The organism is Mesorhizobium sp. M0571, assembly GCF_040320985.1.
In the GTDB taxonomy this organism is placed as follows: Bacteria; Pseudomonadota; Alphaproteobacteria; order Rhizobiales; family Rhizobiaceae; genus Mesorhizobium.
This window is the reverse complement of the sequence record NZ_JAMYQT010000008.1, coordinates 62,179-83,941: the sequence shown is the minus strand read 5'-3', so window position 1 is coordinate 83,941 and position 21,763 is coordinate 62,179. Positions and strand designations below refer to the sequence as shown.

The window sequence follows — 21,763 nt, the reverse complement described above, 5'->3', positions numbered from 1 at the left end:
TTTGGGTAGCTGTCCGTTGCTACGATGTCGCGTTAGCCTGACTGCCCAAACATAGCCTTTCCACCTCCGCTTTCCTGAGTTTCAGATCATAATCGAGGAAGAATTCGTCGAGTTGCGGCGGCTTCACCGACGTGCCGGACAGCATGGCGTGCACCTGCCCGCGATGATGGATGTCGTGGATGAAGAGATGGGCGAGCAGGTCGCCAATGCGCTCCGGTATTTTTCCATCCTCGCGCCGGTCGGTGGCGACGCGGCGATCGAGATCGTCTGCCGACAGCCCGGCGCAAAAGGCGATCAGACGCCGGTCGGTCGCCACCCGCTTGCCAAAGAGCGCGTCCGCTTCGTCGAAGAGCATGAACTCATCATAGGCGGCGGCGCCGACGCCACCCTCTTCGAGAAAATCGAGATAGAGATGATCGACCGCCAGGATGTGATTGAGCGTTGCCTTGATCGACGGAAAGAAGCCGGTTCTTTCAGCCTCGAATTCACCGGGCTCAAGCTGCAGCACGGCGCGGTAGAGCCGGTCGTTCGACCAGAGATTGTTGGCTGCCATGCGGCGGAAATGGTTCAGCAGGTCCATGACTTCACGCCGCTGACCGGATCAAATACAAGCCCGCCCGCCCACATGAGCACGAATCCGGCGATGACGATCAGCAGAAGCCGGATCATGCGCCGCCGCATGCCTTGCGTTTCCTGGTCCCGTGCGACATTCGTGTTGGTGACGGCATGGAACATCATTGCCTTGCGTGGCAGGCCGCTGCGGTTGGTCACGTCGGGCGAGCGGGCCTCGATGCGGTAGCTCAGCCTGATTGCCTGAATGAAGACCGCCAGCATGGCAAGAGCCCAGACACCGCACAGCAGATAGAATGTCTGGCCTGTCATTTCCTCATCGCCTCCATTTAGCCCGCGTATTTCTCGACCTTCTGCTCGATGGCGCCGAAGATCGAATGCCCGCCCCTGTCCTTCATCTCGATACGCACGGTATCACCAAAGCGCAGGAACGGAGTTTTCGGTTCGCCGGCTTCGATGGTTTCGATCATACGCAACTCGGCGATGCAGGAATAGCCGGCGCCGCCCGCCGAGACAGGCTTGCCCGGCCCGCCGTCGAGCTTGTTGGAGATGGTGCCCGAACCGACGATGGTGCCGGCGGCCAGCGGCCGCGTCTTGGCGGCGTGGGCAATCAGCGCCGGAAAATCGAAGGTCATGTCGATGCCGGCGTTCGCGCGGCCAAACGGCTTGCCGTTGAGGTCGACCAGGAGCGGCAGGCTGACCTTGCCACCGTCCCACGCGTCGCCTAGTTCGTCCGGCGTCACTGCTACCGGCGAAAAGGCCGATGACGGTTTCGACTGGAAGAAGCCGAACCCCTTGGCAAGCTCAGGTCCGGTCAAGCCGCGCAGCGTCACGTCGTTGACCAGCATGACCAGCCGGATCGCCGCACGCGCCTCATCGAGGCTTGCGCCCATCGGCACATCGTCGACTATGACCGCGACCTCTCCTTCCATGTCAATGCCAGATGCCTCATCGGCCATCGGGATCGGGTCGCGCGGCGCGAGGAAGGCGTCCGAGCCGCCTTGGTAGATCAGCGGATCGGTCCAGAACCTTGCCGGCATCTCGGCGCCGCGCGCTTTCCGCACCAGCTCGACATGGTTCACATAGGCCGAGCCATCGGCCCATTGGTAGGCGCGCGGCAGCGGTGAATGGGCGTCATGCTCGTGAAAACGGGCCGACGGCACCGCATTGTTCTCCAGCGATTCGGCCATGGCAGCGAGATGCAGCGCGATTCGACGCCAGTCGTCGAGCGCGGCCTGCAGCGTCCGCACTAGGAACGAAGCATCGGTAAACCGCGTCAGGTCGCGCGAGACAACGACGAGCTTTCCGTCGCGCGTCCCGTCCTTCAATGTGGCAAGCTTCATGCGGTTTCCTCTCCTGGTGCAGCTTTGGCGCTGCTTAATCCCACAACAAGGCCGTCGCGGGCGATCGTCAAGTCGCCGACCCATGTTTTCCTGACGGCGGCAATCCAGTCGGCCTCGCCGATCTCGGGATCGTCGGCCGGAATGAGGTGGTTGAGGACCAGTCTTTTGACGCCTGCATCACTGGCGATGCGCCCCGCCTCCCCAGCAAAACTATGGCTGGCAAGCAGGTGTTCTCTCAGCCTTGCACCATTGCCGGTCTTCGCAACCAGCCGCTCGATGCCCTCTTCCAACATGGCCTCGTGGACCAGTATGTCGGCGCCTTCGGCGAAATCCGCCAATGGCGGAAAGAACGCCGTATCAGACGAGAAGACGATGCTTTGCCCCGCATGATCGAAGCGCAGCGCAAAGCAATCTGTCACCGGCGGGTGGTCGACGCGCAAGGCCGAAACCTTGAGGCCGCGCTCTTCGGTCACTCGGCCTCCGCCAAACTCGACGATCGAGACCAGGTCGCGGATATCCGGCCGGCCTTCGTCGGCGATGCGGATCTCGATGTCGAATTCCATCGCCTGACAAAAGCGCTGCCAATAGTAGCCGATGCCGGGCGGGCCGAACACGGTGACCTTTGTCCCCAGACCGGTCGTCCATGCGGTGTGGATCAACGGTCCGAGTTCCAGCACATGATCGGAATGCAAATGCGTGATGAAGATCAGGTCGAGCGCTTTCAGGCTGATGCCGGCGTCCGTCAGCCCGCGCGTCACGCCAAGTCCGCAATCGACGACGATGTTGCGGCCGCCGAATTCCAGCAGCGACGAATTCGGCCACGGCCCTCCCGGCCGCAGCGCCGGACCTCCCTTCGAGCCGAGAAGCACCAGACGATCCGTCATGCGACGGCGCTCAAGACCAGTCGCCCTCGGGCGTGCCGTTGAAGCGTTTCTTCAGATCGGCCCAGCAGTCGATGTAATCGTCCTGCCGGGTTTCGAGCTCGGCGCCATAGCGTGTCACCATCTGCGGAAAGCGTGTCTCGAACATGAAGGCCATGGTGTTGTCGAGCTTGACCGGTTTCAGCTCCGCGCGCGAGGCCTTTTCGAAGCCAGGCGCATCGGGCCCGTGGGCCAGCATCATGTTGTGCAGGCTGATGCCGCCGGGCACAAAGCCCTCCTCCTTGGCGTCGTACTGGCCATGGATCAGGCCCATGAACTCGCTCATGATGTTGCGGTGATACCAGGGCGGGCGGAACGTATCTTCGGCAACCAGCCAGCGCGGCGGGAAGATGACGAAGTCGATATTGGCCGTGCCTTCCTCGCCGCTTGGCGCGGTCAGCACGGTGAAGATCGATGGGTCGGGATGATCGAACAGGATCGCTCCGACCGGCGAAAAGGTCGCAAGATCATATTTGTAGGGCGAATAATTGCCGTGCCACGCCACCACATCCAGCGGTGAATGATCAATCTCGGTGACATGGAACTGGCCACACCATTTCGCGATCAGCCGGCAGGGCGTCTCCTTGTCCTCGAACCACGCACAGGGCGTCTTGAAATCGCGCGGATTGGCCAGGCAATTGGCGCCGATCGGGCCGCGATCCGGCAGCGTCAGCTTGGCGCCGTAATTCTCGCAGACATAGCCGCGCACTTCGGCGTCCACCAGTTCGACCTTGAACACCAAGCCGCGCGGCAGCACGGCGATCTCGCCCGGCCGCAATTCGATGACGCCCATCTCGGTGACGAAGCGCAAGGCTCCAACCTGCGGCACGACCAGCAACTCGCCGTCGGCGTTGAAGAAATGATCGTCGACCATCGAGCGGTTGGCGACATAGACATGTGCCGCCATGCCGGTCTGGCCAAGCACGTCGCCGGCGGTGGTGATGGAGCGCATGCCGGCGATGAAGTCGGTTGGCTCCTTCGGCATCGGCACCGGGCTCCAGCGATACTGGCCGAGCGCCAGTTCGTGATCGCCGAGATTAGGCGCGCTCTTCCACAGCGGACAATTCACCGGCTTGAAGCGGCCGGTGTGCCTGACGCTCGGCCTGATGCGATAGAGCCAGGAGCGTTCATTGGTGCCTCGCGGCGCTGTGAAAGGAGAGCCCGAAAGCTGCTCGGCATAGAGGCCGTAGGCTGGCCGCTGCGGCGAGTTTCGCCCTTGCGGCAGCGAGCCCGGCAAAGTCTCGGTCTCGAAGTCATTGCCGAAACCCGGCATGTAGGAAAAAGCCATCGCATCCTCCCGAATTAAGTTCCGGAGCATCCCTTTGCACTTCGAAAGGTGCCTCGGATTGACCAAACTGGTTTCATTTGTAACCATCGAAAATGTAACCATCAAACGGTGATTTCGGCATGACCCGCCAGCCTGCTCCGTCTGGGCCAACCAGGGAACCGGAAATCCTGGAGCTGGAATCGTTCCTGCCCTACCGGCTCTACCGTCTCTCCGATGCCGTCAGCCGCGAATTCTCGAGGGTCTACAAGGACCGTCACGGCCTGACCCGGCCCGAATGGCGCACGTTGGCCGGGCTCGGCCAGCACGGCACGATGACGGCCACGGCACTTGGCGAGCAATCGGCCATGCACAAGACCAAGGTCTCGCGCGCCGTCTCCGAACTCGAGCGCCGGCGCTGGCTGACCCGCACGCCCGATGAAAAGGATCGGCGGGTCGAGCATCTGGTGTTGACCAAGGCAGGCCTTGCCGCCTATTGCGAAATGGTGCCGTTGGCTAAGGCGTTTGAAAGGGAATTGCTGGCGAGACTTGGTGCGGAAGAGCGGGCGGCGATTGTCGGTGGGGTAGCGGCGCTGGAGGCAAAACTCACCTTGGGTTGAAAATCCTCCCTCAGCTTCGACCGTCGCAGAAATCAGGAGGCTACGGCGGCAGGCGACGCTCCTAAACCGTAATAGGCGCGCTCGGCTTCAATGATGCCTCTGACATAGCTTCGAAATGCTACCGGATCATCAATGTAAGTCAGGATCACCTGCGCCTGCGAAGCCGCGTGTCTTCGAGCGCTTTCAAACAGCCGCCTCGCTGTTTCAAAATCACCTGCCAAGCCGGCCGCCACCCCGGCATTGAGAGCGGGCCATTCGCCGTACGCACCCGGCTGCAATTCATTCACGAGGATCGTCGCCGCCGCATGGACGGAAGGGAACATCGATCGGTGAGCCTGATCGATTTCGACTGCCTCCCTGGCCATTTGACCTACCAAGGGGAAAAACTGCTCTGGGCTCTCGAACTCAACAAAGGACCCAACGCGCTCAACCCGATCGAATGTCAATGTGTATGGCGGCAAACTCCAAAGCCAGTGAACCGCCACGTTCAGGTAAGTGCCTTTGGACCAAGAGCTGGGCTGAAATTCGACCACACTCAGCCAGAAGCCACGATCAGCGATCCAGACACGTGACCGTCCCCTTCGCCGAAATCCGGCCGGCTGCAATGCAGTTTTTGCCTCCGAAGCAATGATACGTCCGTGCTCGTTTTCCGCCATTTTGGGACTCGCGTGACTCACATAAAGGCAGCAAGCTTGGCGCTCACCAATCCATCACCACCTTGCCCGAATTGCCGCTCTTCATTGCCTCGAAGCCGGAAATATAGTCGTCGATGCCGATGCGGTGGGTGATCAGGCCACTGACATCGAGAGGACCCTGCACCAGCGCAATCATCTTGTACCAGGTCTCGAACATTTCGCGGCCGTAGATACCCTTCAGATGCAGCATCTTGAAGATGACCTTGTTCCAGTCGATCTCGAAGCCGGTCGGCGCGATGCCGAGAATGGCGATCTTGCCGCCATTGTTCATGCTGTCGATCATGTCGCGAAAGGCGGGCGCTGCGCCCGACATTTCAAGGCCGACGTCAAAGCCCTCGGTCATGCCGAGCGCCGGCATCACGTCGCGCAGCTTTTCCTTCGATGCGTCGACGACATGCTGAACGCCGAGCTTTTTCGCCAGTGCCAGGCGCACCGGGTTGATGTCGGTGATGACCACTTTTCGCGCACCGACGCATTGCGCCACCAGTGCGCCCATGATGCCGATCGGCCCGGCGCCAGTGACCAGCACGTCTTCGCCGACGAGGTCGAAGGACAGTGCGGTGTGAACGGCATTGCCTAAGGGATCGAAGATCGCCGCGATCTCGTCCGGCACGTCGTCGGGGATCGGCACGACATTGTGCTGCGGGATCGCCAGATATTCACCGAAGGCGCCCGGCCGGTTGACACCGACGCCAAGCGTGTTGCGGCAAAGGTGCCCCCTGCCCGCCCGGCAGTTGCGGCAATGGCCGCAAACGATATGGCCCTCGCCGGATACGCGCTGGCCGACCTTGTACTCGGTCACCGCCGCGCCGAAATCGGCGACGGTGCCGACGAATTCGTGGCCGGTCACCATCGGCACCGGCACGGTCTTTTGCGCCCACTGGTCCCAATTATAGATGTGAACATCTGTGCCGCAGATCGCGGTCTTCCTGATCTTGATCAGCACGTCGTTGGGGCCGATCTCCGGCACCGGCACCTCTTCCATCCAGATGCCCGGCTCGGCGCGGGCTTTGACGAGGGCCTTCATCATGTTCGACATTCTGTAGTCCCTTGAAAGTCTTGATCGGGGATGGCTTTTCGATTCCGGCCGTTCAGGAAATCACGCCGAGTTCGCGACCGACTGCGGCGAACGCCTCAACCGCACGATCGATGTCGGCGCTGGAATGGGCGGCCGACATCTGCGCGCGGATGCGCGCCTGGCCCTTCGGCACCACCGGGAAGGAGAAGCCGATGACATAGATGCCGCGCTTCAGCATGCGCGCCGCCATCTCCTGCGCAAGCGTCGCGTCGCCCAGCATCACCGGGATGATCGGATGGTCGGCGCCGGCCAGCGTAAAGCCGAGCCTGCCCATCTCGGAGCGAAACCGCGCTGCATTGGCATATAGGCGCTGACGCAACGCATCGCCATTGCGGATCAGCTCGAAAACCCGGATCGAGGCGCCGGCGATCGCCGGCATCAGCGTGTTGGAAAACAGATAGGGGCGCGAGCGCTGGCGTAGCCAGTCGACCACCGGCTTCCTGCCCGACGTGTAGCCGCCCGACGCGCCGCCCAATGCCTTGCCGAGCGTGCCGGTGATGATGTCCACCCTGCCCTCGACGCCGCAATGTTCGGCCGAGCCGCGGCCGTTCTTGCCGACGAAGCCGACCGCATGGCTGTCGTCGACCATCACCATTGCGTCGTACTTCTCGGCGAGATCGCAGACGCCCTTCAGATTGGCAATGATGCCGTCCATGGAAAATACACCATCGGTAGCGATCAGCCGAAAACGGCAATCCATTGCCTCCTTCAGCCGCGCTTCCAGATCGGCCATGTCGTTGTTGGCGTAGCGGAAGCGCTTTGCCTTCGACAGCCGCACGCCGTCGATGATCGAAGCGTGGTTCAGCGCATCGGAGATGACCGCATCCTCCTCGCCGAGCAGCGTCTCGAACAGGCCGCCATTGGCGTCGAAGCAGGAGCCGTAGAGGATCGTGTCCTCCATGCCGAGGAAGCCAGAAATCGTCGCCTCGAGCTGCTTGTGTTCTTCCTGTGTGCCGCAGATAAAACGCACCGACGCCATGCCGTAGCCGTAGCGGTCGAGCGCCTGCTTGGCCGCGTCGCGCAATTCGGCACTGTCGGCGAGGCCGAGATAGTTGTTGGCGCAGAAATTCAGCACCTTCTCGCCGCTCACCTCGATCTCGGCCGACTGCGTCGAGGTGATCACCCGCTCGGATTTGTAGAGACCGGCCGATTTCAGCCCTTCAAGCTCGCTGTCGATGTGGGAGAGGAATGCTGTGGTCATGACCAGGCCCTGTTGAGATCGATGAGGACTGTCGCGCCGCGCGGACGAAAAATCCATCGCAAAAGCGACCGCTTCGGTGGCGCGGCAATGGCACGGCAGCGGCAACGATGTTCAAATGCAGAGGTGCCGCGAAAGATCGCAATAACCATTTTGCGAGCTTTCAACCGTCGCCGCTGCTGCCGGCCTGTTGCTTTCCCGAACCTGTTAACACTTTGAAGCCAAGGTTCTCGCACAAGAATTCGTTAGCGAGAGGGGCCGCCTCAAAAATGTCGCAGCAGCCGGTGCACGCCGTTTCGGGCAGGCTCATGCTCCTGATCAAGTCCGGCTACTGGCTGGCTCTGCTGATCATCGCCGCCATGGTAGTGGCCTCCTTCATCCTGCTGCAACAGATGATGGCGGCCCAGCAGCACAACCAGGCACTGCTCGATGTGGTCAGCACACAAAAAGCCCTGTCGCAACGCATCGTCTTCCTTGCCGGCGCGACCGGCACCGCCTCACGCGACCAGCAGCCGGCCCTGGTTAGCGCGCTTAAGCAAGCGACGGTGGAGTTCGAGAAGAACTACGATCTTCTGCTCGAACGGACCGCCGCCGATCCGGCGTCGCCGGCAAAGTTCGATCCGAAATCGATCGAGAGCGTGCTTTTCGCCAAGCCGTACCATCTCGACTATTTCTCGGTCGGGCTTATCGCCAACGGCGAACGTCTGATCTCGTCATTCGAATCGCGGCTCAACATGGCCGACAATGGTGGCTACAGGGGCGGAGAGGAGCGCGTCAACCTGAACGCTTCCGTTGCCAACGCAACATTGTCGGGCTATGCCGCACTTGGCCAGCGCATCAGCGCCTTTGCAGACCAGCGATCCGAAACACTTCTCGATCTTAACCGCACATTGTTCTACTCGACCATCGGCGTCATCCTGCTGGTGGCGCTTTTCATTTTCAGGCCGATGTCGAATGCCATCCTGCGCAGGACGCGCGAGCTGGTCGATGCGCGCAATTCCATGGCCTTTATTGCCGTGCATGACGGGCTGACCGGCCTCCACAACCGCACCTTCCTGACCGAGCATTTCGATACGCTGATCAATGCCGCGCAGCGACGGCGTGAACGGGTTGCCGTGGTGCAGTTCGATCTCGACCGGTTCAAGCAGATCAACGACACGTTCGGCCACGCCGCTGGCGATTATGTGCTGGTGGCGGCTGCGCAACGCATGCGTGATTCGTGCCGTACGTCGGATCTCAACGTGCGTCTCGGCGGCGATGAATTCGTCATGATTCTCAACGGCACCGGCAGCACCGAGGACATCGATACCGTCGCCAGGCGCATCCTGACCAAGCTCAACAAGCCGATCGTCTTTCGAGGCACGACGATCCATCCGGGCGTAAGTGCCCGGATTGCGGTCTATCCTGTCGACGCCGATAATGCGCAGGATCTGCTCGTCCATGCCGATCTGGCGCTGTATTCCGCCAAGAAGCACGGCGGCGGCAGCTTGTCGTTCTTCTCCGAGGAGCTGAGACGCGAACTCGATTATCGCAAGCAGCTCGAGCTCGACATCAGGACCGCCATCTCGGAGAAGGCGTTCGAAGTCTATTTCCAGCCGCAGGTGTCGCTGTCGAACGGCGCCATCAGCGGCATCGAGGCTCTGGTTCGCTGGAGACATGCCGAGCGCGGCATGATCGCGCCGGGCGAGTTCATTCCGGTCGCGGAAAAATGCGGTCTGATGCCCGAGATCGGCCGGATCGTCATTGCCAAGGCGATCAACGAAGCAGCCGAATGGAACCGCGCAGGCATCGGCTTCGGACGGATCGCCGTCAACGTGTCCGGTTCGGAGCTGCGCGAGACAGATTTCGAAGTCTTCCTGTTCGGTACGCTGGAAAGGGCCGGCCTGCCCGCGCACAAACTATCGCTGGAGATCGTCGAATCCGTCATTCTCGACGACGAGAAGACCGGTATTGCGGCAAAGCTGCGGCACATCCGCGCCGCCGGCATCCATCTTGAGCTCGATGATTTCGGCACCGGCTACGCATCGCTCAGCCATGTCAATCCAAATGAGATCGACCGGCTGAAGATCGACCGCCGCTTCGTCCAGAACATCAACGAGAACAGCGGCAACACCAAGATCGTGCGTGCCCTCACCGAGCTCGCTCGCGGTCTCGGCATCTCGATCGTTGCCGAGGGCGCCGAAACCGAAGCCGAGCTCGACTCACTGATGGCGATCGGCTGCGACCAGGTGCAAGGCTATTCCATCGCTTTCCCGATGCCGCCGGACAGCGTGCGCGAATGGCTGGTGGCACGAGCACCGAAGAAGGCCAAGCTGACGGTTCTGCAGGGCCGCCTGGCGTAGATCCGTCACAGGCTGGCTTTGCGAACCGACCCGACGAGCCGAGGCGGAAGGTAGTCCCTGTCAGCGGGAAAAGCCGCCAGCACTGGGCGCACGTGCCAGGCTTTCATAGTCCTGGAACGACAAAATGTCCGCCTGCTTGCGGCCATGCCGCGTTATGTGGCCGGCTCTCCCGCGGACGACCTGATCGAGCATCGCCGAGAGTGTAGCCCTGGCATCCTTCAGCGAAATTTCGCGCACGGCGTTTTCCTAGCCTAAATTTCTAGCCTTCGACATTGGCCCGCAGCGCAGCCAGCACCTCTGCAAATTCCGCCAGCCTTTCGTCGGACAATCCCTTCCGCAGCCGTTTGTCGAAGGCGAACGCGGCGGTGCGCAATTTCAGGAACAACGCCTCTCCGGCTGGGGTCAGCTCCACCTGGTGAACCCGGCGGTTCTCGGGATCGCGGCGCCGGATCAGCAGGCCTTGCGTCTCCATGGCGTTGAGGTGGTGGGTCAGCGTTGCGCCCCGGATGCCGATCATGCCGGCGAGCTCGCGTTGGTTGGCCAGCTCCCGCGACTTGACCGACAGCAGCGTGACCCAGACCGGCAGCGTGCCGCCGACCTCGACGAGGGCAGCGTCGAAGGCCTGCGCGACCAGCTTGGCGGTGCGGGCGAGATTCATCCCGATCGGCGGACGGTCAAAGGGCGTCATGATCCGACACTAGAACAAGGGCAAAGCCTATGGAACCGGCTCGAGCTTATACATTGACATCTAATCATTTGATATCTATCCATATGGTTAGCGGTGGGCAAGAGAGGAAATGCGGTCATGCAATATGTCTACATCATCGTCCTCGGCCTTCACGTCATGGCGGGTGTGTTCTGGGCCGGCACCACCATCGCGGTTGCCCGCGAACCGGAGATCCGGGCGGAACGTTTCTTCCGGCCGCAAATGGGCGCGGCCGGCGTGGTTTTCCTCACTGGTTTGCTGCTCTGGTATTTCTTCCACAACGGCTCTTTCGGCTCGATGGAGAAGGTCCTGGCGCTGGGCATCTTGACTGCCTTGATTGCCGCCGGAGTTCAGGGCGCACTGGTAGGTTCCGCCATCAGGCGGCTGGCTAGCGCTGATGTGGCGACGCAAACCCAGTTGCGCGCGAAGATGACAAAAGGCGAACGCATCGCCGGCGGGCTGCTGGTCATCACCGTGTTCTGCATGGCCACCGCCAGAATGTTTTGAGCGGGGCTGCCAACAACAATCGCCAGATCGTACGGTGCCCGGCGGTAGCCGGCGGCGTGCGCGGCGCGCAGAACGAGCCAAAGTACCGTGGTGGCTCTCCGTACGGAGGTTCGGCTGCGCGCCACCAACCAATCCAAAATATTCTTCAGATCCGCAAGCCGAACCTGATGCCGTCATAAATCGCAGCGTGGATATTGCGTGAGGCTACCGCGTCGCCGATGCGAAAGACCACGAAACCGCCTTGCGGATTGCGCGCAGGAAAGATGTCACCGCCATTGACCAGCCGCTCGTAATCGATCGCGCCGCCGTTCTTCGACAGCGGCTTCAGCGCCAGGTAGAGATCGTCGAGCGGCAGCGTGCCGTGCTCGACCACCACCTGGTCGACCCGCCGCTCTCCGCGCCAGCCATCGGCGAAGTCGGAGCCGAGCTCCGCAACCAGCTGATTGCCCTCGCGCCGCACCGAATGCAGCCGCGTGTTGATGGTTATGGTGACGCCTTTTTCCTGGAAGGCGCGCATATAGGGCACATGGTTCATGCCGCCCATTTCCGGGGCGAAGAAGCGCTCTGGTGAAACCAGCTCCAGCCTGGCGCCGCTATTGGCGATCAGTTCGGCAGCACCCATGCCCTGATGGCCGCCATTGTCGTCATAGAGCAGTACATTCTCGGCCGGCTTGATGCTGCCGGCCATGATGTCCCAGCTCGAGGTGACGAGATGGTCGCCCGCCGTTAGAGGCGGGTTCTGCGGCAGCCCGCCGGTGGCGATCACCACCACGTCCGGCGACAACGCCAGCACGTCGTCCTTCTCCGCCCAGCTGTCGTAGCGGATCTCGACGCCGAGCCGGTCGAGTTCGGCCAGCCGCCAGTCGATGATGCCGATCAATTCCTTGCGGCGCGGGTTCTGCGTTGCCAGCCGCACTTGCCCTCCGGCTTGGCTCGATGCTTCCAGCATTGTCACCTGGTGCCCGCGCTCGGCCGCGACACGCGCCGCCTCCAGCCCGCCGGCGCCTGCGCCGACCACGATCACCTTCCGCTTTGGTCCCTGGGTCCTCGGGATGATGTGCGGGATATCAGCCTCGCGGCCCGTTGCCGCATTGTGGATGCACAGCGCCTCGCCGCCCTCATAGATGCGGTCGAGGCAATAGGTGGCGCCGACGCAAGGGCGGATCTCGTGCTCGCGGCCCTCCATCACTTTTTTGACGATGTGTGGGTCGGCGATGTGGGCACGCGTCATGCCGACCATGTCCAGCTTGCCGGTGGCGATGGCGTGACGCGCGGTGGCGACGTCGGAAATCCGCGCCGCATGGAAGGTCGGGAATTTCGTCGCCGCCCTGATCTCGCCGGCAAAGTCGAGATGCGGCGACGAGCGCATGCCGGTCACCGGAATGACTTTGGTCAGCGCCGCGTCGGTCTCGATCGAGCCGCGGATGATGTTAAGGAAATCGACCTTGCCGGAACCAGCCAGCCGCCTGGCGATTTCGACACCCTCCTCTTTCGACAGGCCTTTCTCGAAATCCTCGTCGGCGACCATGCGGATGCCGACGACGAATTTTTGGCCGACCGCCGCCCGCACCGCGTCGAGCACCATGCCGGTGAAGCGCAAGCGGTTGTCGAGCGAGCCGCCGAAATCATCGTCGCGCTGGTTGGTGGCCGGCGACCAGAAGCCATCCATCAGATGGCCGTAGGCCTCGAACTCGATGCCGTCGAGGCCAGCGGCCTGGCAGCGCTGGGCGGCCGCGGCGTAGTCGACGACGATGCGCTCGATGTCCCAGTCCTCGATGGTCTTGGGGAAGGCGCGATGCGCCGGCTCGCGCACCGGCGAGGCCGACAGCACCGGCAGCCAGTCGGCCTTGTTCCAGCCGGTGCGGCGGCCGAGATGGGTGATCTGGATCATCACCTTGCAGTCATGCTCGTGGCAGGCGTCGGTCAGCTCGGCGAGCCACGGCACGATGCGGTCGTCATAGACATGCAGGTTGCCGAAGGCAGCCGGACTGTCGCGCGAGACGATCGCCGAGCCGGCGGTCATGGTCAGCGCCATGCCGCCCTTGGCCTTTTCGGCATGATAGAGCCGGTAGCGCTCTTTCGGCATGCCGTCCTCGGAATAGGCCGGCTCATGGCTGGTCGACATGACCCGGTTCTTCAGCGTCAGATGCTTGAGCTGATAGGGCTGGAGAAGCGGATCGTTGCTGGTCATCGTCTTCCTGCTGTTTCAAATTGTGCTAATGAGCGGCAAATTTTGTTTTTACGCATGTCGCTGTCCCAAATCCGCTGCACAGTTTTGGGCGACATGCAGCAAGGAACCTGCTCATGACCGATACGAAAAACCTCACCCAGCTCGGCGCCAACGTCGAGGCGCCACAGAGCCCTGAAGCGGCCGTCCTGGAAACCGTCCCGTTTTCGCGCGGCGACGGCCCGCCCGCCATCGTTCGCTTCACCTGCCCGGAATTCACCTCGCTGTGCCCGGTCACCGGCCAGCCGGACTTCGCCCATATCGTCATCGACTACGCACCCGATGCGCTGCTGGTGGAATCGAAGTCGCTCAAGCTGTTCATGACCTCGTTTCGCAACCATGGCGCCTTCCACGAAGAATGCACCGTCATGATCGGCCGCCGCATCATCGCCGCAACCAAGCCATTGTGGTTGCGCATCGGCGGCTACTGGTATCCGCGCGGCGGCATTCCGATCGACGTGTTCTGGCAAACCGGCGCGCCGCCGGAAGGTGTGTGGCTGCCCGACACCGGCGTCGCCCCCTATCGCGGGCGCGGGTGAGCCTGAGTTTCTAAGGAAAATACGTTGCATCAGTTGAGCGGCAGCCGCCGGTAGCGGCTAGGGTTGTTCGGGTCGCTGAAATGGTGCATCGGCCCGTGTTCGGCGAAGTGCGCTGACCAGCGTTTCATTGCCGCCGGGGCGAGCTCGACACCCAGCCCGTCACCTTCCGGCACGCGCACCGTGTTGGCGATCTGTTTGAACGGGCCGTCCTTGATCACGTCGCCGATCTGCCAGCGAAACAGCGATTGCGACGCCTCGCTGATCCATGGCGTTGCCGCCACGACGTGCAGATAAGCCGATGTCATGATGCCGAGATCGTTCGAATAGCACCAGAACCCCTTGCCCATCGCCTCACAGGCGGCGATGAATTTCAGAGTTTTCGACAATCCGCCGAGTGCTGCGAAATTGCAGACGAAGTAATCCGGCGCACCGAGCGCGACTGCCCGTCTGAGATCCGGGATGTGCGTCGAGAACGGAATGCGCGAATGCTGGCGCAGCGCAGCCATCTCCTCGAAGGTCGCGACCGGATCCTCGTAGTTGCGGATGTTGAACGGCTCAATCTCGCGCAGCACCCAGCGCGCTGTGGTCAGCGACCACTGCATGTTTGAATCGAGTTTGATCTGCGCTTTATCGCCAAGCGCCTCGCGCAGCATGCGCACTGTCCTGATCTCGAGCTCGGGATCGCCCATGATCAGCTTGCCCTCGAAGATCGTCGAGCCGTGCTGTTCTCGCATGCCGAGACAGTAGTCGACGATCGCTTCGGCGGTCATCTCGCCACCGGCTCCGCCTTGAGCGGGGCGAAAGGCGAAATATTCCGAAAACGGAATGTCCTTGCGCACCGCGCCGCCGAGCAGCTTGTAGAGCGGCATGCCGAAGACCTTGCCTCTTATATCCCACAGCGCCAGTTCGACGGCGCCGAACGCCACCGTGGCTGCATTCTCGCCGGTGTTGGCGGTAATCTGCCAGGGCGGCACGCAGCGCGCCTCGCAGTCGGCGATGTCGAGCGGATCGGCGCCAATCAGCGCCGGCGCGATCTCGGCCTTGATCACCTCGCCGAAATGCCACCATGGCGCCTCGCCCAGTCCGACCACGCCTTCGTCCGTCTCGACCTCGATGATCGATTTCGAGGCGCCGCCGTAGAGACCAGCCGTCCACCAGAACGGAGCATCGAGCGGGACGTTGACGTGGGTGACGCGGATGTTGGTGATCTTCATCGGTTCCGTTCTCACTCGCACTGGTATTGGCTTAGCGCCCATTCGCCTGTCACCGAGAGCAGGTCCGATATCTTCCAGTCGCCATCGACTTTCCTGAATTTCCACTCCAGCCGGTGCGGGTTGCCGGCGACGATGAAGGCGACGACGACCTTGGCCGCATCGCCCTTGACCGCTTCGATGGTCTTCAGGCTCTTGTCGATCTCGGCCTTGTCGTATTCGGCATTGTCGAGCGCCATGTTGGGATCGAGGCATTCGCCCTGCCCCGACTTCCGCAGCGCATCGCTCTTGTCGAGCACCGACTTCGCCGGATCGGTGAAATGGCCCCGCTGAGCCGGATCGACCTCGAGCCCGGCATGCTCGTAGAACGGCTTCACCACCGCCGTCGGCGAGCCAGGCTGCACGGGTGCGGCCGGTGCGTTTTCTGGCGGCGGCGACGCTGCCGGCGGAGGTGCCGCATTGTCGGCCGGCGCGTTTGCGGGCGGCGCGCCGAACAGGCCCTGAGCGGCGGCGCTGCTCAATCCGGCCAGCAGGCACGCAGTCGCCAGAACCCAGGGACGGCAGCAGAGCACGGCATCACTCCGGGGGCTGCCCGGCCAGGCATTCGAGCGCACTCAGTGTCCAGCCGCTGGTCTTCGAGGTGATGTCGGCGATCTTCCACTGGCCGTCGATCTTCTTGAGCGACCAGACCATTTCGCGTTTGGAACCATCGCCTTCCGGGAAAAGATTGAACGTCGCTGTCACTTGGGCGCTGTCGCCATCCAGCGTTTCGGCCAGCGTCAGCGTCTTGGCTACGGTCTTCTCGTCATAGTCCTGCGCATCGAGACCAGGAGCGAAGTCGATGCAAGGAACTTCATCTGGATGGTTCTTTGCCGCATTGTCGTTCAGTTCGAACAGTTTCGTCACCGGCGCGGTGAAGCGGTCGCGATATTGCGCATCGGCCTCGAATTTGACCGACGGGACATAAAAGAACTTCACGGCGTTGGCAGCAGGGCCGGCAAGCGCGGCCGCCGGCAAGGCAATCGAAAGCGCGGCAACAAAAAGTGGCTGTTTCATGCGTGTCCCCGATTGTTCACTGACAGAAGCTATCAGTACCACGCATCTTGCCTGTCGGCTTTCTTGCGGTCCATGAAATCCTGCAACGCTTCGTCGGCTGGCATAGGTGACTGCCTTGGGGAGTTAACTCAGGCGTCTAGCCAGACGTTCTGGAGATCCATCTCGAAGGTCTGGTGGACACCGTAGTTTTTCACCTTCTTGTTCGTGTGGCTGAACAGCTTCTGCCAGAACGGCTGAACGATAACGCCCGAATCCTGCAGGATCTGCTCGACGTCCTTCATGACCTCGCGGCGCTTCTCCACGTCGATGAGCGAGAGAGCCTGCTTGAGCTTGGCGTCGAAATCAGGATTCGAGTAGCCGGTTTCGTTCCAGGCCTCGCCGGTGCGATAGCCCAGCGCCAACACCTGGACGCCAAGCGGGCGCATGTACCAGATGGTCATCGAATAGGGGTATTTCGTCCAGTCGTTCCAGAAGGTCGAACCCGGCAGCACGGTGCGCTTCACCTTGATTCCGGCGTCGCGCAACTGGCCGGCAATCGCGTCGCCGGTGTTCTTCTGCCAATCGTCCTCGACGGTGATCAGTTCATGCTCGAAGTCGGCCTGCCCAGCCTCGGCCATCAGCTTCTTGGCGCCCGCGGCGTCGCGTGTCTTCTTGGGCAGCGCGTAGTATTCCGGATGAATGGGGCTGACGTGGTGGTTTTCACCAACGGTGCCTCGCCCGGCATAGCCGAGTTCGAGCACCGCTTTGTTGTCGACGGCCATCTGGAGGGCGTTGCGGACGCGCTTGTCGTCGTAGGGTTTGTGCGTGACGTTGGTCCGGGCAACGAGCGTGGTCGCTGTCGCGACCTCCGATTTTACCAGCCCCATCTTGTCCAAGATGTCTATGAAGTCGGCGGGCGTCTCGAAGTTGAGATCGATTTCGCCGGAGTCGAATGCATTTATCGACGCGTTGAAATCGGTTCCGTAGTCGATGAATTCTACGCCGTCGAGAAGCGCTTCGCCGCCCCACCATTTGCCATTCTCACGACGCTTGACGACCGCTTTCTGACCGACCGAATAAGACACCAGTTCGAACGGCCCGGTGCCAATCGGCTTCTCGATCGGATTGGCGCCATCAGCGTCGAAGTTGCGATGGACCACGAGCGCCGGATAGTCGGTGAAATTCGGGATCAGCGAGATGTCCGGCTCGTTCAGCTTCAACTTCACCGTGTTGTCGTCGACCTTGGCGATCGCGCCATCCCTCGCCTTGCCGGTTTTTGCGTCGATCAGCGCACCGACGCGCGCGGCCATGGAATTGCCGGCGGCAGCCTTCTCACACCAGCGCGTCAGATTGTAGACCACATCATCGGCGCTGAAAGCATCGCCGTTGTTCCAGGTGATGCCCTTACGCACGTGCAGCACATATTCGGTGGCGTCGTCGTTGACCTCCCAGCTTTCGAGCAGGACCGGCTCGAATGTGAACTGGCGGGTGTAGCGGACAAGCGGCTCCAGCCAGCAGCGTGAAATGTTCGCAAGTTCCACCCAGTCGTAGGTGCGCGGATCCTTTTGTGCCTTCACCGACATCGAAACGTGCAGCGTTCCGCCTTTCTTCGGCTCGTCAGCCAAAGCCCGTTCTGGGACGGCAAGACCGATCATGCCGTAGGCAAGGGCCGTCGATGCGCCGAAGGCGCTTGCCAGCGCCAGAAACTCGCGCCGGTCCACACGACCTGCACGAACGTCGCTGGCCATCGCTTCGATGGCGCTCGGTATCCGATCACCGTTGCTTCTGAAGAGTGTCATTTTTTCCTCCGTCTTTCCGCATTATGCGACGTGCGGCGTTGATCGCCATCTGATGTTCAGTACCAGGCATCCGTCATTTCGTTCTTTTTGCGGTCCATGAAATCCTGCAGCGCCTCGTCTATTGCCTGGTCGAGCGGCGGCGGCTGATATTCGGCCAGCGCCTTCTTCCAGCGCCGGTTGGCGCGGATCGCGGCATCTTCCGATCCGGCTGCCTCCCATTTCTCGAAGGGTTCGTTGTCGGCGATTTCGGAATCCCAGAACGCAGTCTCGTAATTGGCCAAAGTATGGGCCGAACCGAAGAAGTGGCTGCCCGGCCCGACCTCCCTGAAGGCGTCGAGTGCCAGCTGGTTGTCATCGATCTTGACGCCGTCGAGATAGGTGTGCAGCGCGCCGCAGAAATCGGCGTCCATGACGAACTTTTCGTAGGACATCGACAGAAGGCCGTCGAGAAAGCCGGCCGAATGCAAGATGAAATTGGCGCCGCAATGCACCGCCGCGAGCATCGACATGGTGGCTTCGTTCATCGCATGCGCGTCAGGCAGCTTCGAGGTGGTGAAATTGCCGGAGCACCGCAGCGGCAGGTTGAGCCGCCGCGCCAACTGGCCGATGACCATCGAGCCGATCGCCGGCTCCGGGGTACCGAAGGTCGGCGATCCCGAACGCAGCGACATCGACGACAGGAAATTGCCGAAGATCACCGGCGCACCGGGCCGCTCCAACTGGGTCAGCGCGCAGCCGGCCATGGTTTCGGCGAGTGACTGAGCAATGGCGCCGGCATTGGTCACCGGACCCATGGCGCCGCCGAGGATGAACGGCACGATCACCGCCGCCTGGTTGGCGCGGGCATAGGCGCGCAGCGCCGTCGTCATCGTCGCGTCCCAGACCAGCGGGGAGTTGACATTGACGTTGCCGAGGATGACGCAATTCTGGTCGACAAAATCGCGGCCAAAGACGATGCGTGCCATGTCGATTGAATCTTCCGCCCGGCTTTCGGCCGTCACCGAGCCCATGAAGCCGCGGTCGGAATATTTGATGTGGCTGTAGACCATGTCGAGATGGCGCTTGTTGACCGGCACATCGACCGGCTCGCAGATGGTGCCGCCGGAATGGTGCAGCCAGGGCGAGGACTGCGCCAGCTTCACGAAGTTACGGAAATCCTCGATCGTGCCGTAGCGGCGGCCCTTGTCGATATCCATGACGAAGGGCGAGCCATAGGCTGGCGAGAAGACGACGCTTTTGCCGCCGATCTCGACCAAATTGGCCGGGTTGCGTGCATGCTGGGTGAAGCTTGCCGGCGCGGTCTTCAGGATCTCACGCAGCATGCCGGGCTCGAACCTGACCAGCGCGCCATCGATGGCGGCCCCTGCCCGCTTCCAATGCGCCAATACCACGGGATCGTCGCGAAATTCGATGCCGATCTCGGCCAGGATACGATCGGCCGTCGCCTCGATGCGCAGCAGGTTTTCCTCCGACAGGATGTCGTAGGTCGGAATGTTGCGGACGATATAGGGCCGGCTGAGCCCTTCCGAGCCATGCGAACGCAGCTCGCGCCGGGCGATGCGGCCACCACCGCGCTCGCGGCGTTTGGCCGGTTCGGTCGTCGTTTCAACCGCCGGTGCGTTCATGCAGGCTCCATCTTGCTGTTGGCGACCAATCTAGCCGGACAAAATGCAGCTGTGACGCTGGAAAATCCTGATCTCTTGTATAAGCTCAGCTTATGCGGAGCTTGCGCCATCTGCTGCCCTCGGCCGGCAGCCTGATCGTTTTCGAGGCCGCCGGGCGGCTGTCGAGCTTTACCGCCGCCGGGCGGGAGCTCGGCATTACGCAGGCTGCCGTGTCCTATGCGATCCGCGGGCTTGAAGAACAGCTCGGCGCGAAACTCTTCCAGCGCCGCCATCGACAGGTCAGTCTTACCGAAGCCGGCGATCGCTTTCATGCCGACGTCTCGCTCGGCCTGTCGCACATCCGCAAGTCGGCGGAGGATCTGCGCCAGATCGTCGTCGGCGCTCATGTGACGCTCTCCGCCTCAACCGCCTTCGCCTCGTTCTGGATGATGCCGCGCCTGCAGCAGTTTCGCGACGAATTGCCGGGGATCGACCTGCGCATCCAGACCGCCGACCGCGATCTCGACATCATCGCCGAAGACATCCCGCTCGGCGTTCGTGGTGGCGAGCCCAAGGACTGGCCGGATTATCATTCGCTGCCGCTGGCCGATGAGGAAATATTCCCGGTTGCGGGCGCGAGCTATGTGGCACGGTTCGGGCTGCCCGAGAGCGTCGCAGATCTTCCATCGCACCGTCTCATTCATCTCGAAGAGCCGTTTCGCGAGGCCGCCAGCTGGGACGAGTGGTTCCACTCGGCCGGTGTCGACATCGCCGATGCCGGGCGTGGCTTGCGCATCAACGACTATGCCTTGGTGATCCAGGCAGTCATGGAAGGGCAAGGCATCGCGCTCGGCTGGGGTCACCTCGCCGAGCGGCTGTTGGCATCGGGGCTGCTGGTGCGCGTAACCAACCACACGATGACGACCGGCAAGGGCTTTCATGTCATCTGGTCGAGAAACCGCGAGCTCAGCGACAATGCTCGCAAGGTGCGAGACTGGCTGGCCGCGCAGGCGTGAGGCTATCCCATCAATGCCCGGTCAAACCGTCACGACAATCTTGCCGAATTGTTCGTTCGACTCCAGAAAGCGATGCGCCTCGACGATCTGGTCGAACGAAAAGGTCCTGGAGATTACCGGCTTTAGCGATCCCGACATCAGGCCATCGAAAATGAACGCCTTGGCAGCCTCCAGCTTCGCCGGATCGCTAGTGATTTCGTGGACGAGATAGCCGCGCAGCGTCAGCGTCTTGGCCAGCACGGCGAACAGCGGGAACGGTGTCGGCTCGGGACTCAAACCGCCATATTCGATGAGAATGCCACCCCGTGCCATCGCAGCCGTCAGAGGCTCGAAAATCGGGCCGCCGACTGCGTCGAACACCACTCGGATGTCCTCCGGGCCGGCGATTTCCTTCAGCCGGGCTTCCAGATCTTCTTCCGCTGAAGCAATGACATGGGCGGCGCCGACCTCGAGCAGAGCCCGCTTCTTGGCAGACGTCCGCGTGACCGCGATCGGGGTCGCGCCAACCATGTTGGCGATCTGGATCGCGGCAAGTCCGATACTGCTCGATGCCGCGGTGATGACGACAAAGTCCTCCCTGCCAAGTTTGGCAATGTCGATCAGCGCACCATAGGACGTGAGATATTGCATCCACGCGGCGGCTGCCTCTTCCAAGCTCAGCGATGGCGGGTGCTTGACGACGAGCTCGGCGGGGTATGTGGCAATCTCACCATAGGCAGGCCAGCGGACCATCGACAATGGCGGCACGACGCTGACGGCATCGCCCGGCGCAAACCCGTCCACGCCTTCGCCGACCGTTTCAACGATACCCGCCGCTTCAAGCCCAAGGCCGGAAGGCGACGGCGCGGTCTGGATGTAAGTGCCCGAACGCAGCAGTGCCTCGGCCCGGTTTATGCCAAACGCCTTGACACGGATTTGGACCTCGCCCGGCCCAGGCGCAGGCATGTCGACATTCTCGATGCGCAGAACCTCGGGACCACCAAGCTCATAAAAGCGAACAACACGCGCCATCGGTCACAACTCAAAAATATTTGAACTGAATATGCTATGCCAGCGGCAGTGAGGCGGATAAATAGCCGCTTGAGTAGA

General features: G+C 61.9%; 22 protein-coding genes. 5 read left to right on the top strand and 17 right to left on the bottom strand.

Annotation, left to right across the window (positions count from 1 at the left end):
* Window positions 1-19: 19 nt before the first annotated feature.
* From NKI85_RS12230 to hmgA, 5 genes are read right to left on the bottom strand one after another with little or no spacing between them, the layout of a single operon-like run.
* The gene (locus tag NKI85_RS12230; protein WP_352525404.1) at window positions 20-580 is read right to left on the bottom strand and encodes a DinB family protein; all 561 of its coding nucleotides are present in this window, start codon (window positions 578-580) and stop codon (window positions 20-22) included.
* A complete protein-coding gene (locus NKI85_RS12225) occupies window positions 568-882 on the bottom strand; it encodes a hypothetical protein (RefSeq protein ID WP_352525405.1) in 315 nt (104 codons plus the stop codon). Before NKI85_RS12225 ends, NKI85_RS12230 begins: the two co-directional genes overlap by 13 nt.
* A 17-nt stretch (window positions 883-899) precedes the next feature.
* Window positions 900-1,913: a fumarylacetoacetate hydrolase family protein gene (locus NKI85_RS12220; RefSeq protein WP_352525407.1), complete on the bottom strand. Its 1,014-nt coding sequence runs from the start codon at window positions 1,911-1,913 to the stop codon at window positions 900-902.
* Window positions 1,910-2,797: an MBL fold metallo-hydrolase gene (locus NKI85_RS12215; RefSeq protein ID WP_352525409.1), complete on the bottom strand. Its 888-nt coding sequence runs from the start codon at window positions 2,795-2,797 to the stop codon at window positions 1,910-1,912. Before NKI85_RS12215 ends, NKI85_RS12220 begins: the two co-directional genes overlap by 4 nt.
* Before the next feature lie 10 nt (window positions 2,798-2,807).
* Complete coding sequence (gene hmgA / locus NKI85_RS12210) at window positions 2,808-4,121, bottom strand: homogentisate 1,2-dioxygenase (RefSeq protein WP_352525410.1); 1,314 nt, start codon at window positions 4,119-4,121, stop codon at window positions 2,808-2,810.
* A gap of 119 nt (window positions 4,122-4,240) precedes the next feature.
* Between hmgA and NKI85_RS12205 the strand changes: the two genes are divergently transcribed.
* Complete coding sequence (locus tag NKI85_RS12205) at window positions 4,241-4,717, top strand: MarR family winged helix-turn-helix transcriptional regulator (protein ID WP_352525411.1); 477 nt, start codon at window positions 4,241-4,243, stop codon at window positions 4,715-4,717.
* A 32-nt stretch (window positions 4,718-4,749) separates the two neighbouring features.
* Here NKI85_RS12205 and NKI85_RS12200 read toward each other — a convergent pair whose 3' ends face one another.
* From NKI85_RS12200 to NKI85_RS12190, 3 genes are read right to left on the bottom strand one after another with little or no spacing between them, the layout of a single operon-like run.
* Window positions 4,750-5,373: a DUF4304 domain-containing protein gene (locus tag NKI85_RS12200; protein ID WP_352525413.1), complete on the bottom strand. Its 624-nt coding sequence runs from the start codon at window positions 5,371-5,373 to the stop codon at window positions 4,750-4,752.
* Window positions 5,374-5,416: 43 nt separating this feature from the next.
* On the bottom strand, window positions 5,417-6,451 hold the full coding sequence (gene tdh, locus NKI85_RS12195) for an L-threonine 3-dehydrogenase (RefSeq protein ID WP_352525415.1): 1,035 nt from the start codon (window positions 6,449-6,451) through the stop codon (window positions 5,417-5,419).
* Between the two features lie 52 nt (window positions 6,452-6,503).
* Window positions 6,504-7,691 carry a glycine C-acetyltransferase gene (locus NKI85_RS12190; protein WP_352525416.1) on the bottom strand — a complete coding sequence of 396 codons (1,188 nt, stop codon included), beginning with the start codon at window positions 7,689-7,691 and terminating at the stop codon, window positions 6,504-6,506.
* Window positions 7,692-7,957: 266 nt separating this feature from the next.
* Between NKI85_RS12190 and NKI85_RS12185 the strand changes: the two genes are divergently transcribed.
* Entirely contained in the window at window positions 7,958-10,030 is a 2,073-nt protein-coding gene (locus NKI85_RS12185; protein ID WP_352776779.1) for a putative bifunctional diguanylate cyclase/phosphodiesterase, read from the top strand.
* Window positions 10,031-10,090: 60 nt separating this feature from the next.
* On the opposite strand, the gene NKI85_RS12180 is transcribed toward NKI85_RS12185, so the two are convergent.
* Window positions 10,091-10,267, bottom strand: coding sequence for a type II toxin-antitoxin system Phd/YefM family antitoxin (locus NKI85_RS12180; RefSeq protein ID WP_352525419.1), 177 nt, complete (start codon window positions 10,265-10,267; stop codon window positions 10,091-10,093).
* Between the two features lie 22 nt (window positions 10,268-10,289).
* The gene (locus NKI85_RS12175; protein ID WP_352525420.1) at window positions 10,290-10,718 is read right to left on the bottom strand and encodes a MarR family winged helix-turn-helix transcriptional regulator; all 429 of its coding nucleotides are present in this window, start codon (window positions 10,716-10,718) and stop codon (window positions 10,290-10,292) included.
* Window positions 10,719-10,874: 156 nt separating this feature from the next.
* Here NKI85_RS12175 and NKI85_RS12170 point away from each other — a divergent pair, with 156 nt between their 5' ends.
* Complete coding sequence (locus NKI85_RS12170) at window positions 10,875-11,243, top strand: hypothetical protein (RefSeq protein ID WP_352776778.1); 369 nt, start codon at window positions 10,875-10,877, stop codon at window positions 11,241-11,243.
* Window positions 11,244-11,388: 145 nt separating this feature from the next.
* On the opposite strand, the gene NKI85_RS12165 is transcribed toward NKI85_RS12170, so the two are convergent.
* A complete protein-coding gene (locus tag NKI85_RS12165) occupies window positions 11,389-13,434 on the bottom strand; it encodes an oxidoreductase (protein WP_352776777.1) in 2,046 nt (681 codons plus the stop codon).
* A gap of 113 nt (window positions 13,435-13,547) precedes the next feature.
* Between NKI85_RS12165 and queF the strand changes: the two genes are divergently transcribed.
* Window positions 13,548-14,009 carry a preQ(1) synthase gene (queF, locus tag NKI85_RS12160; RefSeq protein ID WP_352525424.1) on the top strand — a complete coding sequence of 154 codons (462 nt, stop codon included), beginning with the start codon at window positions 13,548-13,550 and terminating at the stop codon, window positions 14,007-14,009.
* A 29-nt stretch (window positions 14,010-14,038) separates the two neighbouring features.
* Here the strand turns inward: queF and NKI85_RS12155 are convergent, their stop codons facing one another.
* The 5 genes from NKI85_RS12155 to NKI85_RS12135 form a co-directional block, all read right to left on the bottom strand.
* Entirely contained in the window at window positions 14,039-15,223 is a 1,185-nt protein-coding gene (locus NKI85_RS12155; protein WP_352525426.1) for a mandelate racemase/muconate lactonizing enzyme family protein, read from the bottom strand.
* Window positions 15,224-15,234: 11 nt separating this feature from the next.
* A complete protein-coding gene (locus NKI85_RS12150) occupies window positions 15,235-15,792 on the bottom strand; it encodes a hypothetical protein (RefSeq protein ID WP_352525428.1) in 558 nt (185 codons plus the stop codon).
* A 4-nt stretch (window positions 15,793-15,796) separates the two neighbouring features.
* Window positions 15,797-16,276, bottom strand: coding sequence for a DUF3828 domain-containing protein (locus NKI85_RS12145; RefSeq protein WP_352525429.1), 480 nt, complete (start codon window positions 16,274-16,276; stop codon window positions 15,797-15,799).
* Between the two features lie 128 nt (window positions 16,277-16,404).
* Window positions 16,405-18,054, bottom strand: coding sequence for an ABC transporter substrate-binding protein (locus NKI85_RS12140; RefSeq protein ID WP_352525430.1), 1,650 nt, complete (start codon window positions 18,052-18,054; stop codon window positions 16,405-16,407).
* Between the two features lie 56 nt (window positions 18,055-18,110).
* Window positions 18,111-19,679 carry a trimethylamine methyltransferase family protein gene (locus NKI85_RS12135; RefSeq protein ID WP_352776776.1) on the bottom strand — a complete coding sequence of 523 codons (1,569 nt, stop codon included), beginning with the start codon at window positions 19,677-19,679 and terminating at the stop codon, window positions 18,111-18,113.
* Window positions 19,680-19,771: 92 nt separating this feature from the next.
* Here NKI85_RS12135 and NKI85_RS12130 point away from each other — a divergent pair, with 92 nt between their 5' ends.
* Window positions 19,772-20,674 carry a LysR substrate-binding domain-containing protein gene (locus NKI85_RS12130; protein ID WP_352525432.1) on the top strand — a complete coding sequence of 301 codons (903 nt, stop codon included), beginning with the start codon at window positions 19,772-19,774 and terminating at the stop codon, window positions 20,672-20,674.
* Window positions 20,675-20,695: 21 nt separating this feature from the next.
* Here the strand turns inward: NKI85_RS12130 and NKI85_RS12125 are convergent, their stop codons facing one another.
* A complete protein-coding gene (locus NKI85_RS12125; protein WP_352776775.1) occupies window positions 20,696-21,685 on the bottom strand; it encodes a zinc-dependent alcohol dehydrogenase family protein in 990 nt (329 codons plus the stop codon).
* Window positions 21,686-21,763: the final 78 nt, after the last annotated feature.